The 15,319-nt window shown below is 72.8% G+C and carries 11 protein-coding genes and 1 pseudogene; 7 read left to right on the forward strand and 5 right to left on the reverse strand.

Features of this window, described 5'->3' with window-relative positions:
- The first annotated feature begins 151 nt into the window (after positions 1-151).
- Positions 152-4,075 (forward strand): DUF2169 domain-containing protein, encoded by a 3,924-nt coding sequence (locus WME97_RS14210; protein ID WP_437552431.1) that lies wholly within the window; start codon positions 152-154, stop codon positions 4,073-4,075.
- A 10-nt stretch (positions 4,076-4,085) separates the two neighbouring features.
- On the opposite strand, the gene WME97_RS14215 is transcribed toward WME97_RS14210, so the two are convergent.
- From WME97_RS14215 to WME97_RS14225, 3 genes are read right to left on the reverse strand one after another with little or no spacing between them, the layout of a single operon-like run.
- A complete protein-coding gene (locus WME97_RS14215; RefSeq protein WP_437290455.1) occupies positions 4,086-4,496 on the reverse strand; it encodes a PAAR-like domain-containing protein in 411 nt (136 codons plus the stop codon).
- Between the two features lie 28 nt (positions 4,497-4,524).
- The gene (locus WME97_RS14220) at positions 4,525-5,400 is read right to left on the reverse strand and encodes a DUF3540 domain-containing protein (RefSeq protein WP_437552432.1); all 876 of its coding nucleotides are present in this window, start codon (positions 5,398-5,400) and stop codon (positions 4,525-4,527) included.
- Positions 5,397-7,334 carry a pentapeptide repeat-containing protein gene (locus tag WME97_RS14225; protein WP_437552433.1) on the reverse strand — a complete coding sequence of 646 codons (1,938 nt, stop codon included), beginning with the start codon at positions 7,332-7,334 and terminating at the stop codon, positions 5,397-5,399. The genes WME97_RS14220 and WME97_RS14225 overlap by 4 nt, the downstream gene beginning before the upstream one ends.
- A gap of 125 nt (positions 7,335-7,459) precedes the next feature.
- On the opposite strand from WME97_RS14225, the gene WME97_RS14230 reads away from it, so the two are divergent.
- On the forward strand, positions 7,460-7,786 hold the full coding sequence (locus WME97_RS14230; protein WP_437555703.1) for a hypothetical protein: 327 nt from the start codon (positions 7,460-7,462) through the stop codon (positions 7,784-7,786).
- Positions 7,787-7,811: 25 nt separating this feature from the next.
- Here the strand turns inward: WME97_RS14230 and WME97_RS14235 are convergent.
- Positions 7,812-8,066: pseudogene (locus tag WME97_RS14235) on the reverse strand (type VI secretion system Vgr family protein); the annotation flags it as partial.
- Positions 8,067-8,492: 426 nt separating this feature from the next.
- Here WME97_RS14235 and WME97_RS14240 point away from each other — a divergent pair.
- Positions 8,493-9,353 (forward strand): SDR family NAD(P)-dependent oxidoreductase, encoded by an 861-nt coding sequence (locus tag WME97_RS14240; protein ID WP_437552434.1) that lies wholly within the window; start codon positions 8,493-8,495, stop codon positions 9,351-9,353.
- Between the two features lie 59 nt (positions 9,354-9,412).
- Here the strand turns inward: WME97_RS14240 and WME97_RS14245 are convergent, their stop codons facing one another.
- Positions 9,413-10,822, reverse strand: coding sequence for a hypothetical protein (locus tag WME97_RS14245; RefSeq protein WP_437552435.1), 1,410 nt, complete (start codon positions 10,820-10,822; stop codon positions 9,413-9,415).
- Positions 10,823-11,611: 789 nt separating this feature from the next.
- Between WME97_RS14245 and WME97_RS14250 the strand changes: the two genes are divergently transcribed.
- From WME97_RS14250 to WME97_RS14265, 4 genes are all read left to right on the forward strand, one after another.
- Positions 11,612-12,442, forward strand: coding sequence for a hypothetical protein (locus WME97_RS14250; RefSeq protein ID WP_437552436.1), 831 nt, complete (start codon positions 11,612-11,614; stop codon positions 12,440-12,442).
- Between the two features lie 209 nt (positions 12,443-12,651).
- Positions 12,652-13,812, forward strand: a complete 1,161-nt coding sequence (locus WME97_RS14255; RefSeq protein WP_437552438.1) for a hypothetical protein — start codon at positions 12,652-12,654, stop codon at positions 13,810-13,812.
- 77 nt (positions 13,813-13,889) lie between these two features.
- On the forward strand, positions 13,890-14,129 hold the full coding sequence (locus WME97_RS14260; protein ID WP_437552439.1) for a hypothetical protein: 240 nt from the start codon (positions 13,890-13,892) through the stop codon (positions 14,127-14,129).
- A gap of 380 nt (positions 14,130-14,509) precedes the next feature.
- Positions 14,510-15,268 (forward strand): SDR family NAD(P)-dependent oxidoreductase, encoded by a 759-nt coding sequence (locus tag WME97_RS14265; protein ID WP_437552440.1) that lies wholly within the window; start codon positions 14,510-14,512, stop codon positions 15,266-15,268.
- The last annotated feature ends 51 nt before the right edge of the window (positions 15,269-15,319 follow it).

The following is a 15,319-nucleotide window of genomic DNA, read 5'->3' on the forward strand; positions in this document are numbered from 1 at the left end:
GGATCTCGCGCCGGGTCGCCCAGGTTCGTCTCTCAACATAGCTTCTGAGGCTCACTGCTCCTCACTCCATGCGGGTCGAAGCGCGGAGCAGCCCCGCGTCGCCGAGGGGGGCGCATCCGCCGGCGCTCTCGGCTAGTGTGCCGGGCCGTTCATGCAGCCCATCTCCCTGTCCCCCCTGGCCGCGTCGGCGTTGCTCTGGCGAACGGCGAACGGACCCTGTGTGACCGTCGCCGTGAAGGCGACCTTCCAGCTCTCGCCCGACGGCGTCGCCGCGCTGGCCGCGCCGCTGCCGCTCTTCGACGACGTCTTCCACGAGCAGAACGCGGGCCGGAGCCTCTATGTCGCCTCGGATGCCGTGCCCCACAAGCCCCGCGCCGACGTCCTGCTCAGCGGCAGCGCGTACGCCCCGCCCGGCCAGCGCGTGAGCCACCGGTGGGTGCGCCTCGCCGTCTTCGAAGCGCACGCGCACGGGCACGCGCCCGTGATCGACAAGCGGCTCCAGGTCGTGGGCGAGCGGCAGCGCGATCCCGCGACCGGCCAGGCGACGGCGCCGGCCCCATTCTCCAGGCTGCCCGTGCGCTACGAGCTCGCCTTCGGCGGCGCGCGCTGCCCCGAGAACCCTGTCGGAAGGGGGGCCGACCCCGCCGACCTCCGGCTGCCGAGCATCGTCAACCCCGCTGCGCCCGACGCCCCCGACGGCTTCGGGCCCATCTCGAGCGCGTGGCCGCAGCGGCGGCGGGCGCTCGCCGCGTGGGAGCCGGCGAAGCTCCTGCTGCCCGTCCCGGAGCTCCCGATCGCCATGGACTGGGGCTACTTCAACGCGGCCCCGCGCGACCAGCAGATACGCTACCTGCGCGGGGACGAGTGGATCCTGCTCGAAGGACTCCACCCCACGGCCGCCCAGGTGCGCTCTCGCCTGCCCGGCGTGACGGCGCGCGTGCTCCTCCGCGCGCCGCGGCTCGCCGACCCCGCCGGCGTCGAGCTCACCGTGCGCTGCGACACGCTCTGGATCGACGCCGACGCGCTCCGGTGCACGCTGACCTGGCGCGCGTCCCTGGCCGTCGCCGAGCGCGCCCTGGAGGCCGTCGAGCGCGGCAGGATCCTGGTGACGCTGGCGCCCCTCGACGAGCGCGCGGCGTGGCCTGCGCCCGAGCCCGCCGCCGCGGCCGCGCCGGCGGTCGGCGCGACGACAGCGCCGCTGCCGGAGGGCGTGAGGCCGCCCGCGGGCGCGCGGCTGTCGCTCCCGATTCCCGAGCCGGATCCGTCGGTCGCCCGCGGCATGAGCGCCGAGGAGTGGGCCGCGCGCGGCGCGGGCGCGGAGGCGGCGCGCCCGTCGCTCGACCTGACGCAGACGCGCCCCCTCGACCCCGCTGCCTTCGCCGAGGCCCTCCGCGCGTTCGACCCGGCGCCGCCCGGCGCCGTCGCCGGGGAGGCCTCGCAGGCGGGTCCCGGCGCCGGGGAGGCGGCCGGAGGCGCGGGCGCGCCGGCGCCGCCGGTGTCCGTGCAGCCGCCGGTGTCCGTGCAGCCGCCGGTGCTCGTGGACACGCGCGAGTTCAATCTCCAGGACGTGCTGCGCGGCGCGCGCCAGGAGGACGCGCCGTTCCCGATCGCGCCGCCCCGGCCCGCGGAGCAGGCCGAGCCCGCGCGGGCCCCCGCCGAGGTCTCGCTGGAGGCCCTCCGGCAGGCCTTCCCCGCCATGGCCGCGCACATCGCGGCGCACGCCGGCGCGCCGCTGCCCACGGCCACGCTGCCGCTGCCCGAGCCGGAGCCGTCGAAGCCGACCAGCGAAGATCTCGCCGGCTCGCCCGACCTGCCGCCGCCCGCGAGGACCACCGAGCACGTCCCGATCCTGAACACTACCCCGTTCGCCGCATTCACCATCCCCTGGCAGGCCCGGCCGCCGAGGGACTCGCTCACCGTCGTGGTCAAGGGCACCTTCGACCTCGTGCCCGGGGCGCCGGCGGCGATCGCGGCCGATCAGGAGCTCCCCGGCGGCGACGTCCACGTCGACGACGACCCCGCGAAGAGCCTCCGCTACCCGTCCGATTTCGCGATCTTCAAGCCGAGAGCCGACGTCCTGCTGGTCGGGCACGCGCACCGCGCCGGCGACGGCGACGCCACGGCGCTCGTCCGGCTGCGCCTGGGCGACGCGCTCGACCGTTCCGTCGCGGCCGTCGGCCCGCGCCGCTGGGACGCGCTCGGCGCGCCCACCGCGCCCGGGCCGTGGGACCGCATCCCGCTCCGCTTCGAGAGCGCCTTCGGCGGCGCCGGGTTCGGCCCGAACCCCGTCGGGACCGGGTACGGCGCGCAAGCAGGCGGCGCGCTCCCGTCGCTCGAGCTGCCGGATCGGGTGATCCGCTCGGCGGGCGACAGGCCCGCTCCGGCGTGCTTCGCGCCGATCGCGGCGACGTGGAGCGATCGCCTCGAGAAGATCGGGTCCTACGGCGAGCGCTGGAGGAAGACGCGCTGGCCGTTCTTCCCCGACGACTTCGATTGGACCTTCTTCAACGCCGCGCCCGCGGAGCAGCAGATCGCCTATCCCCGGGGGGACGAGCCGTTCGAGCTCTGGTCCGTGCGCCCGGAGGGCGAGGTCGTCCGGGGGCGGCTGCCCGAGCTGCGGGTCCGCGTGTTCAAGCAGGCGACCGAGAAGGCCGGCGGCGGGTTCTCCGAGGTCCCGATGCGTCTCGACACCGTGTGGTTCGACGCCGACGCGCTCCGGCTCGTGCTGGTCTGGCGGGGCCTGCTCGACGTGGCCGACGAGGACGCTTCCGAGATCGCGTCGCTGTTCGTCCTGAGCGAGCCGATGGCGCAGGGCGGGGCGAAGCGCGAGCCGACGGCGAGGCGCGACGCGCGAGCGCGCTTCTTCGCGGAGCTCGCGGCGCGCGAGGCGGCCGAGGAGCCGGCGGCAGGCGAGGAGGGGGCGGCGAACGACACCGCGGCCGAGGAGGGCGAATCGGCCCTCGAGGCGCGCATCGCCGAGGCGCTCGCCCAGGCGCGCGCGCGGCGGCGCACCGCGGCCGGGAGCGGCACGGCGGTGGCGGGGGCTGCCGCAGCGGGGGCTGCCGCGGCGGAGGCTGCCGCAGCGCCGGCGCAGGCGGAAGACGACGTCTCCCCGCGAGAAGACGCTGCTCCCAGCGATCCCGTGGCGGCGCCGCCGACCGCCGGCCGCGACGCCATCCTCGAGCTTCTTCGCCTCGGCGAGCCGCTCGCCGGCATGGACCTGACCGGCATCGACCTCTCCGGCGCGGACCTCGCCGGGGCCGACCTGGGCGGCGTTATCCTGAAGCGGGCGAACCTCCGGGGCGCCCGCATGGACGGCGCGCGACTCGTCGAGGCCGTGCTCGCGGAGGCCGACGCCGAGGGCGCGCGCTTCGAGGGAGCCGACCTCACCCGGGCCGACCTCACCGGCGCGAGCGTGAAGGCCGCGCGCTTCGCCGGCGCCGTCCTGGAGCTCGCGGCCGCGGCGGAGGCGCATTGCGAGGGCGCCGTCTTCGAGGGGGCCCGGGCGCCCGGCGCCAGCTTCGCGGGGGCCACGCTCACGAGGGCCTGCTTCGATCGCGCGGACCTCACCGGCGCCGAGATGATGCAGGCCGCCCTCGACGAGGCGAGCTTCCGCGACGCGACGCTCGATGATGTGAAGATCTATGGTGCTACAGGGGCGCGCGTCACCCTGGACGGGGCCTCGCTCGCCGACCTCCGCGCCGACGACGTGGTCCTCCGGAACGGGTCGTTCCGTCGCGTGCGAGGCCCGGGCTCCGTGTGGGAGGGCGCCGACCTCACCGAGGGGGTCTTCGCGGGCGCGGCGCTCCCGGAGGCGAGCTTCACCCGGGCGACGCTCGACCGGGCCACCTTCGAGGGCGCCGACCTTGTCGACGCCCGCTTCCGCAAGGCGCGGCTCCGCGGCGCGCGGCTGCGCCAGGCGAACCTGATGCGCGCCGCCTTCGACAGCGCCGACCTCGAGGGGGCCGACCTGCGCGGCGCCAACCTGTATCAGGCGGAGACATGGAAGGCGCGCACGGCCGAACTCCACATCGCGGAGGCCTTCACGGCAGGGACCAAGCTGGAGGAGCGATGAGCGGCACGGATCACACCGCCACGAACACCTTCACCTGCGAGGGCGCGACGTGGGCGCCGGCGGGCATGTTCGCGTTCGAGCCGTTATGGGCCGACATCGCGGTGTGATAGACGATCTTCTTCCCCTTGGCGTAGACCTTCGAGCTCGCGCGCTTGAAGGTCACCTGCCCTCGGTTCACGTTCGAGACCATCCCGCCGAGCGTGCCGGCCTCATCGCCCTTGCTGCTCGGCATCTTCGATGCCTCGGTCACTGTCTCCTTCTTCTGGACGAGCACCTTGGAGACGGTCGACTCGCAGCCGTTCAGCGTCCCGATGTTCGGGAACGGTGTCGGCACGGGGGGCGCCGGCGGCGCTGGCACCTTGCACACGTCCGGCATGGCGAAGCACATGCCTCCGGCCTTCGTCGCTGCAGGCATCTTCATCTCGGGATCCCTCCACTGCCACGCTGGCTCATCCGAGCAGCACGCGCTCGCCGTCGATCGATGTCTCCTTCTTCGAGACCATCGATGTCCGCTCGCTGACGAGCTGATACGCCTCGCGGATGAGCGAGCGCGCGCGCCTCGCCCGGGTCTGGAGCAGCCCGTCGACGTCGCGGTAAGCGTCCTTTGCCCGCTCGATCAGCCGCTCGGCCTGGATCTCCATCCGGCCGGCGGTGGCGGCGATCTGCGCGGCGGTCGTGGCGATCCGCTCGGCGAGCACGGTCGCCTCGGTCGCGTGGAGCGACGCCCTCTCCGAGGTGACGTCGACAGCCGCGGCGGACACGCGCACGGCTGCCCGCTCCACCACGAGCGCCGGCTCGCCGCCCTCGCCGACCTCGCTCGCCACGCGCCGCCCCGCCCTGTGCCGGACATCGCGCCGCGCGCGGAGCTCCACGTCCGTGGCCGCCTCCACGACGACCTTCCCCCGCGGCGCCGCGAGCGTCAGGTCCCCCGCGGGGGCGGCGACGCGCGCCGCGCCCGTCGCGGCGTCGTACGTCACGGCGACAGCGCCCGACGCGTCCCGGATCGCGATCGTGCTCCCCTCGGCCGACGCCGTGGCCCCCTCGGCCGTGTGGATCACGGGCCCTCGGGCGGCGAGGAGGATGCCAACGATGTAAAAATCTGATGTGGTTGCGTGTTTTGAGACGAGCACCCGGTCGCCGGGGGTGGCCTGGTAGCCGGGCACGGCGAGCCGCGCGCGCGCGGTGGCGCCCTCGACGCCGGGGGCGCCGGGCCGGACGAGGCGCACGACGGCGCGCGCGGCGTCTTCCAGGTCGACGAGGGTGGCCTCGAGCACGCCGCCCGGGGAGGGCTCGTGTTCGAGGGCGACAGCGTCGTTCGCGTTCATCGGGTCTCCGTCCGGAAGTCTTCCGCGCGCGCGCGGTCAGGGTCGGTGTTCTTCATGTTGCGGGTGCGCGCCCCGAGCAGCTCGGCGTCATCGAGCCTGGCCCGGTGCAGGTCGGCGCCCTCGAGGTTGGCGTTCACGAGGTGAGCGCGCTCGAGGCGCGCGTGCGAGAGATCGGCCAGCGAGAGATCGGCGTTCGCCATCACCGCGTCGCGCAGGTCCGCGCCCGGGAGCCTCGCCGCGCCGAGGCTGGCCTCGCGCAGGTGGGCGCGGCGCAGCACGGCGTCGTTCAGCGCAGCGTCGGAGAGGTCGGCGCGGGAGAGATCGGCGCCGTCGAGGATCGCTCTCTTGAGGTTCGCGGCGGGGGCGCGCAGGCCCGCGAGCTTCGCGCCCTTCAGGTCGGCGCCTTCGAGGCTGAGCTGAGAGGCCTCCACCGAGGTGAGGTTGGCGCCGCGGAGGTTCGCGCCCGACAGCGTGGCATTCGTCAGGACGCAGCCGCGGAGATCGGCGCCCTCGCCGTTCGCGTCGCAGAGGAGCGATTGTTCGAGCACCGCGCCGGCGAGCTGCATGGTGCGGAGATCGGCGCCGGAGAGGTCGGCCGCGAAGAGCCGTGTCCGGCGGAGGTCGGCTCCGGTGATCGAGGCGGTGGACAGGGCGGCTTCCGAGAGATCGGCGTCGGAGAGATCGGCCTCGGTGAGGTCGACGTCGGCGAGCTGCGCCCCGCGGAAGGTGGCGCCGCCGAGCTTCGCGCCGGCGAGGCAGGCGCCGGAGAGGTCGGCGTCCGAGAGGTCGGCGTCCGCGAGGTCGGCGCCGCGCAGGTCGGCCTCGGCGAGATCGGCGCCGGAGAGGTTCACGCCGGCCCACGACAGGCCGCGGAGAGCCGCCTTGCCGAGGGACACGCCGGCGAGGTCGAGGCCGCGCAGGTCGACGCCCGCGAGGCGGACGCCCTCGAGCGAGCAGCCCTCGAGCTTCGCGCCGGCGAGAGACGCCTCGTCGAGGGTGGCGCCGGCGAGGTTGGCGTTGCGGAGATCGGCGCCGTCGAGGGAGGCGCCGGTGAGGTCCGCCCGGGCGAGCGAGGCGCCGCGGGCCCGCCAGCGCTGGAGCTGGGCGCCCCGGAGCGAGGAGCCGTCGAGGACGAGCCCGTCGCAGCTCGCGCCGGAGAGGTCGGCCCGGGCGAGGTCGCACTGGACGAGGCGCGCGCCCTCGAGGGCGGTGCGGCGGAGATCGATCGCGGTGAGCCGGGAGGCGTGCAGCTCGGCGCCCGCGAGGGACGCCGGGGGGCCGGAGGCGGAGAAGTCGAGTCCGGTGGCGGCGGCGCGCAGGAGATCGGCGCCGCCGAGGAGGAGGCCTATCGTGACGGCGGCTCGGAGATCGACGTCGCGGAGCGAGGCGCCCGTGAGGTCGGCGGAGGAGAGATCGGCGCCGTCGACGGCGGTGCGGTCGAGGCGGGCGCCCTGGGCGTCGCAGCGCTGGAGGCGCGCGCCGGAGAGGACCGCGTCGAGGAGCTCGGCCTTGTGGAGGCGCGTGGCGCGGAGATCGGCTCGCTCGAGCAGGGCGCCGGAGAGCTTGGCGCCGGTGAGGTCGACCTGGTGGAGGGAGGTGTTGGAGAGGACGGCATCGCGGAGATCGGCGCCTGCGAGGCGGCACGCCTCGCCGGGAGGGCCGCCGAGGAGGGCGCCGGTGAGGTCGGCGTCGGTGAGGTCGGCGCCCTCGAGGTTCACGTTGCGGAAGATGGCGCCGGAGAGCGTGGTGCCGGCGAGGTTCGCGCCGCGCAGGTCGACGTCCTGCCAGAGGGCCTGCGAGAGATCGGCGCCGCGGAGATCGATGCCGGCGGCGACGGCGCCCGAGACGCGGCTGCCGGCGAGCTCGCCGCGCTGGCTCTTCTGCAAGAGCTCGGCAGGCGTCGGGGGTGAGCTGTGGTTGCGCTCCGCGGGCATGGTTCGGGCGAGGCTAGGCCATCGCGCGGGGGGTGTCACCGAGGTAGCGTGCGCGCTGGCACGGGTTCGTCGGAGTTGTCCGGGAGGGGCCGTGGCAGGGGAGCGGGGGAGAGGAGCGGAGAGGCATGATCAGCGTCGCGGTGAGGATCGAGACGGAGTGCGGCACCTGCAGGATGCCGATACCGGTCAACACGCTGGCTCGCGAGGTGGGCTGCCCGAGCTGCGGGAGGTCGGCGCAGGTGAGCGGCGATATCTGGCAGGCGCTGCTGCGCGATCCGGTCTACGACGGGCCGAGGATGCTCCGGAACGAGGGGCGGCGGAGCCGGGCGGGCGGGCTGTCGGTCGCGTATACGCGGCTTGGCCCGTGCTGCCAGGGGTGCGGGAAGGAGATCCCCGTCGCGAGCATCGTGGAGGTGCGAGGGTCAACCGGAACGCACGCGGCACGAAGGTGAGCGTGTACGCCATGTGCAGCGTCTCGGTGTGGAGCGCGTCGCGCACGACGGAGATGACGCCGAAGAGCCGCCGCTCCTCGCGGTCGCCCCTCAGGAACACGAGCGCGGCGGGCTCGGCGAGCAGCGCCTCCTCGTCGAGCCCCTCGGGGCTCTTGCACACGACGTGGAGCTGGAACTCGAACGGCTGCGAGATGACCTCGCGCCCGGTGAGGTCGTGGAGCTCGACCGCGTCGGCCGAGAAAGCACGCGATTCCAGGCGAGCAGAGAGGATGTCCTTCATGAGCGTCCTTCGGGTGAAGAGACGCTACCATCGCCCGTCGGCAAGCTCTCTTTCAAGCTGCTCGTGCAGCGGAGCACCGCCGCGTCGCCGCGCTCGGCGCCGCTCGCGGCAGCCCCTCAGCCCCTCCAGCGGTACCTTTCGCGCTTGCCTTCGCAACAGCATCCGGAGCTTGCTCAAGGCGGTCTCCTCGATCTGCCGGACCCGCTCGGCTCGTCGTTCCAACCATAGGACCCGCTCTGCGCCGGGTTCGCCGTGGCGTAGGGCGTGTCGGCGGCGACCGGTGACGCCTCCGGTTTGAATTTCAATCCAGGCTGGATGGCATCTTACATTTATGTCCAGAATTCCAATTTTCTCCGGGTCGTGTATCACCGTCGACGGGGCAACGAACGCCAGGTGAGGCCTCGGCGCCCGAGGAGGGAAGGACCGATGACGGCGAAGCGGGTGGCGCTGGTGACGGGCGCGAGCACGGGGATCGGCCGGAGCGTGGCGGAGACGCTCGCGAGGAACGGGTGTGTGGCCTTCGCGGGCATGCGCGATCCCGACGGCAGGAACCGAGCGGCGCGCGACGAGGTGGCGGGCCTGGCGACCGCGGGGATCCCCATCGAGGCGGTCGCGCTCGACGTGACCGACGACGCCTCCGTGGCCGCGGCGGTCGCGACGGTCATGGAGAAGACGGGGAAGATCGATGTGCTCCTGAACAACGCGGGAGGCTGCCTGATGGGGCTGGCCGAGTGCGGCAGCGTCGAGCTGCTGCAACGGCTCCTCGATACCCACGTCCTCGGGACGCAGCGCGTCTGTCGCGCCGTGCTGCCGCACATGCGCCGGCGAAGGACCGGGGTGCTCGCCTTCACGTCCAGCCTCGGCGGGCGCATCGTCATACCGACCACGACGCTCTACTGCGCGGCCAAGGCCGGGATGGAGATGATCGCCGAGGGCTACAAGCGCGAGCTCGCGTCGTTCGGGATCGACGTCGTGATCCTGGAGCCGGGAATGGTCCAGACGAAGATCTTCGACAACATGTGGCTGGACGACGACACGGCGCGCGCCGCCGAGTACGGGGCGCTCGGCGGCGTGGCGCGCGCCACGCTCGAGATGGTCAAGACCATGAAGGGACCATCCCCGGAAGAGCTCGCGGGCGTGCTGCTGAGGCTACTGGAGATGCCGCACGGGCAGCGGCCGCTGCGCACGACGTTCGGCGCGGACGCGGCGCTGGCCAACCCGGTGAACGCCGCCGCGGACGAGGCCACGCGGGCGCTGCACGCCCTGTACGGGGCGGACGGGGGATAGACGATGTGCAGCCGTTCGAGGCGCGCACCGCCGAGGCCGACCCACCCCGGCCTGTCTGACTAGAGCGACTTCAGGTATTCCACGAGGTCACGCTTCTGGCTGGAGTCGAGCCTCAGATCGAAGCGCTCGTTGTAGCTGCGCACGACGTCCAGCAGCGTCTCGAAGCGGCCATCGTGGTAGAAGCGACCCTTGTTCTCCGGCTTCATGAACAGCCCTAGCTCTCGGACGAAGAGGGCGGCCAGGTTCATCGTCTTGTACGAGTTGCCGGGCGCGCGGTTCGCCTGGAAGGCGTCGATTTCCATCTCCTCGGGGGTGTGCAGGTTCCAGCCAGCGTCGGTCCAGAGCGGCTTGTTGTGGCAGTCGGTGCACTTCGCGTCGCCGGTGAACAGCTTCGCGCCGCGCTCGGCGGCCTCCCTGTCGAAATCGAGCCCGGGCTCCGGCTTCGGCGCCGGGAGCGCGAGTTGATAGAAGTGCAGCGCAGGGAGCTTCGACGTGACGAGATCTTTCTTCGGATCCACGACCACATTCCAGATCCCGGTGGCGGCGGCGTTCGGGTACTTGTCTTTGTCGTTGAGCCTGGGATCGAAGAAATTACCCTTCCCATGGAGCTGGGTCACGGCGACGTACGCGTTCCAATAGGGCACCGAGCCCCAGTTGCCCGTCCAGGTGTGCTCGTTGACTCCGCCCATATCGAACGCGTTGGGGAGCAAGGTCGCGGCGGTCTTTCCGTCAGGCCGGAACGCCTTCCCGTCGAGGAGCAACTGGGCGTCGTACTTGCCCGGCCCCCAGCTGCGCAGAACGCTCCTCACGCCTTCCTCATCGACGCCCTCGGGCGCCTTCGGCAGCAGAGCGACGATCGGCTGGAGCGTAGGGGCCGTAGCGATGATGGCGCCGACGTCCAGATCGCGGTTGGCCCAGCCGTCGAGGCGCGTGCCGATGCCTGGACGCACGGAGTCGTTGACCGTCGAGTGACAGAACGCGCACTGGAGCCCGATCGAGATCAGCTTGCCGCTGTCGTCGAAGAAGCCCGTCACCCCGAGGATCGCATCGAGCTGCAAGAGGCTCAGCGTGACGGCGGGGTCACGGAGGTTCACCTGGCCGCGCGCGAGCTGATCCCGGAGCCGCGACGGGAGCGCGTCCGCGTCCACCTTCAGCCCGAAATCCAGCGCCTGGGCCGGCGTCACGCGGGCGATGCTCTCGTGCAGCCGGAGCTTGCCGCCCCAGAACTCCTCGTCGCCGAAGGTGTCGAATCGGAAGATCTCCTGTCCCCGCTGGAGCAAGTTGCGCGTATTTCGTTCTATGGTGGCGTCGAAGTTGTTGAATCGCGCGCGGCGGGGCAGTTCGTCCTCGGCGGAGGCGACGTGCTCTGCCCTCTCGTCCCGATCGGCCGAGCTGCAGGCGAGCGCGGCCACGCCGAGCGGGACCGTCGCTCCAACGAGCACCAGGAGCGTGGTGAGATGTGTCGTCATGGTAAGACCTTTCGGTGTCTTCGCGTCATACTGCGAATCCAAAAGTGGTTTGTCTGCCTTCATGGGCAAGTAAGAGAGTCCATGAACGTTTCGTCGGGTGAGCTGCTCGTGTGCGGGTCGTGAGCCGGCGACAGGCGTTGAAGGCAGAGGTCTCGTGGCGTTTGTGGGTGTTGTTTCCCGTTCGTGCCAACTGGGGATTCGATGAAAATGGGAGATGATGGATCGAGCTTCAGGCGATGGACGTCTTGCGCCCTGCACACAAGGGGCTGCATTCGGCTTGATATCGGCAGCCTGGGTGCGGTCACGCCCCCGTTGTCGCTTGCCGTCCCCGCCGGGCCGCGCCTGGAAGGGAAGTCGCTCTGCCGCGCTGATCGCCGGCGAGTCCACGAGCGGCGCCGCGGGGGGCCGGGTCGGGGCGCAGCCCACGAGACCGACGACCGCGAGCCAGGCGAAGGACCAGAGAAAAGCGAATTCCGTACGCTCTCACGGCATCCCGGCTATCGTAGGCGACGCCCGGCCGATGTCGATCCCACACGACCGCAAGCGAACGCGCCACGGTCCATTCGCGCTGGCGCTCCTCCTGCGCGGCCTGCCCGTCCTTCTCCTCGCGGGGTGCCCCGCGAGCCCGACCAGCAACCCTCGCGGCCGGACCGCGCGGCGATCTCCGGGAGCAAGCCCGTACCTGCGCAACATGCTCGGCCAGGGCTACCGCGCCGAGGGGCGCGCTCCCTGAGAGCGGCGGTCACCCGCTGCGGAGCTGGTGTCATCCCGGAGCCTTCGGAGCCCACCATGTTGAACGTCCTTCTCCGCCTCTCCCCGCTGCGCCCCGCCGTCCGCCTCGAGACCGTCGAGCGGCGCGACTTCACCGAGCCGCGCCTGCGCGAGCTCCACGCCCTCTCGAACGCGCTCATGGCCGAGGACTTCGGGCACTTCTGCGTCCACGCGAAGACCAACGATGTCGTGCACGTCTTCCGCCGCGCCGACACCGGGGCGATCGTCGGCTTCCAGTTCTGGAAGACCGCGCCGCTCGCCTTGCCCCGCAGCCGGGCCATCGTCGGCGGGAAGCTCAGGATCTCGCCGGACTTCCGGACCCGCGGGCTGCACCTCGTCTCCGGCCTCCTGTTCTTGATCGAGACGAAGCGCCGCGCCCCGCGGACCCGCCTCTACCGGCTCTCGATCGCCAGCCTCTTCGGGTTCGTCTCCATCACCGAGGCGCTCGCGCGCTACGAGCTCTTCGATCCGAAGCGCCGTGGCGCCGCGGAGGACGAGGCGGTGCGGGAGGCGTTCCTGAAGCTCGCCAGGGAGAGCAACTACCACGTCGACGACGAGACCGGGCTCTTCCGCGTCAACATCTTCATGACCGAGGAGACGGTGAGCCGGTATCCGCCGCGCTACTTCGAGCGCCCGGCCGCGCGGCGCTACGCCGCGGCCAACCCCGGCTTCCGCACGAACGGCTGCTACGCCGGCTTCTGGTTCCGCTTCACCAGCGAGAACCTCCTCGCCATGACCCGCGCCGTCATGCGGAGGCTCTTCCGGCGGGACACCCCCGTGGATCCACCCGGCCCTATCGAGCCTCCTCGGCCCGGCTCCTCAGGATCTCCTCCATCGGATTCACGATGAGGCTCACGTGCGCCTCCGCTTCGAATTCCTGGAAGCGAGCGCCCCTCAGGATCTTGGCCGCCCGCCTCGAAGGGCGGCGGCGTGCCAGAGCGCTCCCCATCAGCGCCGTAGGCGAAATCGGCCATCCGGTGAGAGAATCCCCGGAGCCTCCTTCGATCCGCCACATCTCGCGCGCAGCCCGGCCACGGCGCCGCGCCACGCTCCGTCCCATGACCGACCTCTCCTCCACCGCCGGCGTCGTGGTTCGCCCTGCGGCGGCGGGCCGCCTGCGCCGGCTCGGCGCCGCCGCGCTGTCGCTGCTGGTCGCCACGGCCGTATGGCTTCCGTGCCTCCACCTCTTCTTCCGGAGCGAGCCGGGCGAGCACCGCGCCTCGGGCGCGCTCTCGCCGCGTGGCCAGGCGCTGCTCGCGCATCAGCTCTCGCTCTGGGAGAAGGACAGCGCCGCGCAGGACGCGGCGCTCGCGCGGATGCGGGCCGCGAACGCCGAGTGGGACTTCATGGGACGGACCTTCCTCGTCCTCGGCCTCGCCAACGCCGCGCTGCGGGATCCGGGCGCCCAGGCGCGCCACCTCGCCGTGATCGACCGGATCGTCGACGAGACCCTCGCGATCGAGCGCGAGCGGGGAATGCTGCACTTCATGATGCCGTACGCCACGCGGCGTCCGTTCGTGCAGCAGCCTGCGCGCAGCCTCTTCGTGGACGGCGAGATCGCCCTCATGCTGGGCGCGCGCGCCCTGGTGGCGCGACGCGCCGATCACGAGGCCGAGCTCGACGCGCGCGTCGCCGAGATGCGGTCCCGCATGGAACGGAGCCCCGTGCTGTCGGCCGAGAGCTACCCCGACGAGTGCTGGACCTTCTGCAACACGCTCGCCCTCTCCGCGATGCGCATGGCCGACGCGCTGCACGGCGAGCGCCGCGGCCTCGATCTCGGCCGCCGCTGGCTCGCGACGGCGCGCGCCCGGCTCCTGGACCCGAAGACGGGGCTGCTCGTGTCGAGCTACACCCACGACGGCAGGATCCTGGACGGCCCGGAGGGGTCGTCCCTCTGGCTGGTCGCGCACGCGCTGCTCCTGATCGACGCTGATTTCGCGCGCGATCAGTACGCGCGGGCGCGCCGCGAGCTCGGGGCGGAGCTCCTCGGCTTCGGCTGGGCGCGCGAGTGGCCCCGCTCGTGGGCCGGCCCCGAGGACGTGGACTCGGGCCCGATCGTGCCGCTCGTCGGGGCGAGCGCCGGATCGAGCGGCCTCGCGCTGCTCGGCGCAGCGGCCTTCGGCGACGCGCCGTACCTCGGGGGGCTGCTCACGTCGCTCGACCTCGCGGCGTTCCCGATCCGCGAGGGCGACCGGCTGCGGTACGCCGCAAGCAACTAGGTGGGCGACGCGGCGCTGCTCTACGCGCTGAGCTTCGGCCCGCTCTGGGAGCGGATCGCCGGCGCGGGAGGTGCCCCGTGAGCCGACAGCTGGCCCTCGGCGCCGCGATGCTCCTTGCGGCCTTCATTGCCTGTCACATGCTCGGCCTGCGCGAGCATGTGTCGGTGCTGAGCGGCACGCCCCCGCCCGCCGGTGGGGGCGATCCGTCGCTTGGCGTCGCCTACGCGCTGGCGTGGTTCGGCGGCGTGATCTTCGCGCCCATCCTCGCGATCGCGGCGGGCGTGCTCGCGGTCGTCGACCGGCTCCGGTCGCGGTGACCCGCGCCCCCTCGGACGGCTCGCCGCCGCGCTGAGCGGCTGCCTGCGCCGCCTCGGCGGGCTCGTGCAGGGCACCCTCGCGCGCCGCGCGCTTCGCTCCGCGCGCCTCGGCGATGGGCGAGCTGCTCCGCCCGCAGCACGCCGCCAGCAGGCTGTGCTGCCTGCGAAGCAGACACGCCGCCCGGCGTGCCGGCGTGCCGGCGCGCGCGGCGCTGCCAGGAGCGCCCGGCGGGCGCGGGCAGGGCGACGCGGACGCCGGCGCGCGCCACCCCCTCTGCGAACACGGGGCAAGCGCAGGGTGGAATGAAACGTGCTCAGGCGCGGCTCCCTCGGCGCGAGAAGACACATGACCTCGTGTCTGCCGATGGAAGGAGCTGATCGTGGATCTCGAACTCACCGGCAAGCGGGCCATCGTCACCGGCGGCAGCCGCGGTATCGGCAAGGCGATCGCGCGGGAGCTCGCGCGGGAAGGCGCCGACGTCGTGATCGCCGCGCGCGGCAAGGACAAGCTGGAGGCGACCGCCGCGGAGCTCTCGGCGGAGACGGGCCGCCGCGTCGTCCCGCTGGTTGTCGACACCGCCAACGAGACCTCGGTCGACGCGCTCGTCGAGCGCGCGGTCGCCGCGCTGGGCGGCGTGGATATCCTCGTCAACAACGCGGCCGTGCCGGGCGGGATCTCGACCGCCACGCGCCTCGACCAGATCGTCGACGCGCAGGTGATCGAGGACATCAACATCAAGGTCGTGGGCTACCTGCGGACCGCGCGCGCCGTCGCGCCGCACCTCATCGCGAACGGCTGGGGCCGCATCATCAACATCGGCGGGCTCGCCGTGCGCAAGGCAGGCCGCCCGGTCGCCACCCTGCGCAACGTCGGCGTGGCGGCGATCACGAAGAACCTCGCGGACGAGCTCGGCCCGAAGGGGATCAACGTCACGGTCGTGCACCCCGGCGCGACCCGCACCGAGCGCGTCCGGCCCGAGCCCGAGAAGGACCTCGCCGCCTCGGTGAGCATCGGCCGGATCGTCGACGCCCGCGAGGTCGCGTGGGTCGTCGCGTTCCTCGCCTCGCCGAGGAGCGTCGCGATCAACGGCGACGCCGTCGTCGCCGGCGGCGGCAGCGTCGGGCCGATCTATTATTGAGGCCTGAACCGACGGGCCCGCGCCACGCTCGGGAGCTGAAGACGAGGGCGC

Source organism: Sorangium sp. So ce367 (assembly GCF_051520455.1).
Lineage (GTDB): Bacteria > Myxococcota_A > Polyangia > Polyangiales > Polyangiaceae > Sorangium > Sorangium cellulosum_B.

Bases quoted from the DNA above. Each gene is read 5' to 3' on its own strand.
- WME97_RS14210 (WP_437552431.1), top strand. From the start codon at position 152: ATGCAGCCCATCTCCCTGTCCCCCCTGGCCGCGTCGGCGTTGCTCTGG.
- WME97_RS14215 (WP_437290455.1), bottom strand. From the start codon at position 4,496: ATGAAGATGCCTGCAGCGACGAAGGCCGGAGGCATGTGCTTCGCCATG.
- WME97_RS14220 (WP_437552432.1), bottom strand. From the start codon at position 5,400: ATGAACGCGAACGACGCTGTCGCCCTCGAACACGAGCCCTCCCCGGGC.
- WME97_RS14225 (WP_437552433.1), bottom strand. From the start codon at position 7,334: ATGCCCGCGGAGCGCAACCACAGCTCACCCCCGACGCCTGCCGAGCTC.
- WME97_RS14230 (WP_437555703.1), top strand. From the start codon at position 7,460: ATGATCAGCGTCGCGGTGAGGATCGAGACGGAGTGCGGCACCTGCAGG.
- WME97_RS14240 (WP_437552434.1), top strand. From the start codon at position 8,493: ATGACGGCGAAGCGGGTGGCGCTGGTGACGGGCGCGAGCACGGGGATC.
- WME97_RS14245 (WP_437552435.1), bottom strand. From the start codon at position 10,822: ATGACGACACATCTCACCACGCTCCTGGTGCTCGTTGGAGCGACGGTC.
- WME97_RS14250 (WP_437552436.1), top strand. From the start codon at position 11,612: ATGTTGAACGTCCTTCTCCGCCTCTCCCCGCTGCGCCCCGCCGTCCGC.
- WME97_RS14255 (WP_437552438.1), top strand. From the start codon at position 12,652: ATGACCGACCTCTCCTCCACCGCCGGCGTCGTGGTTCGCCCTGCGGCG.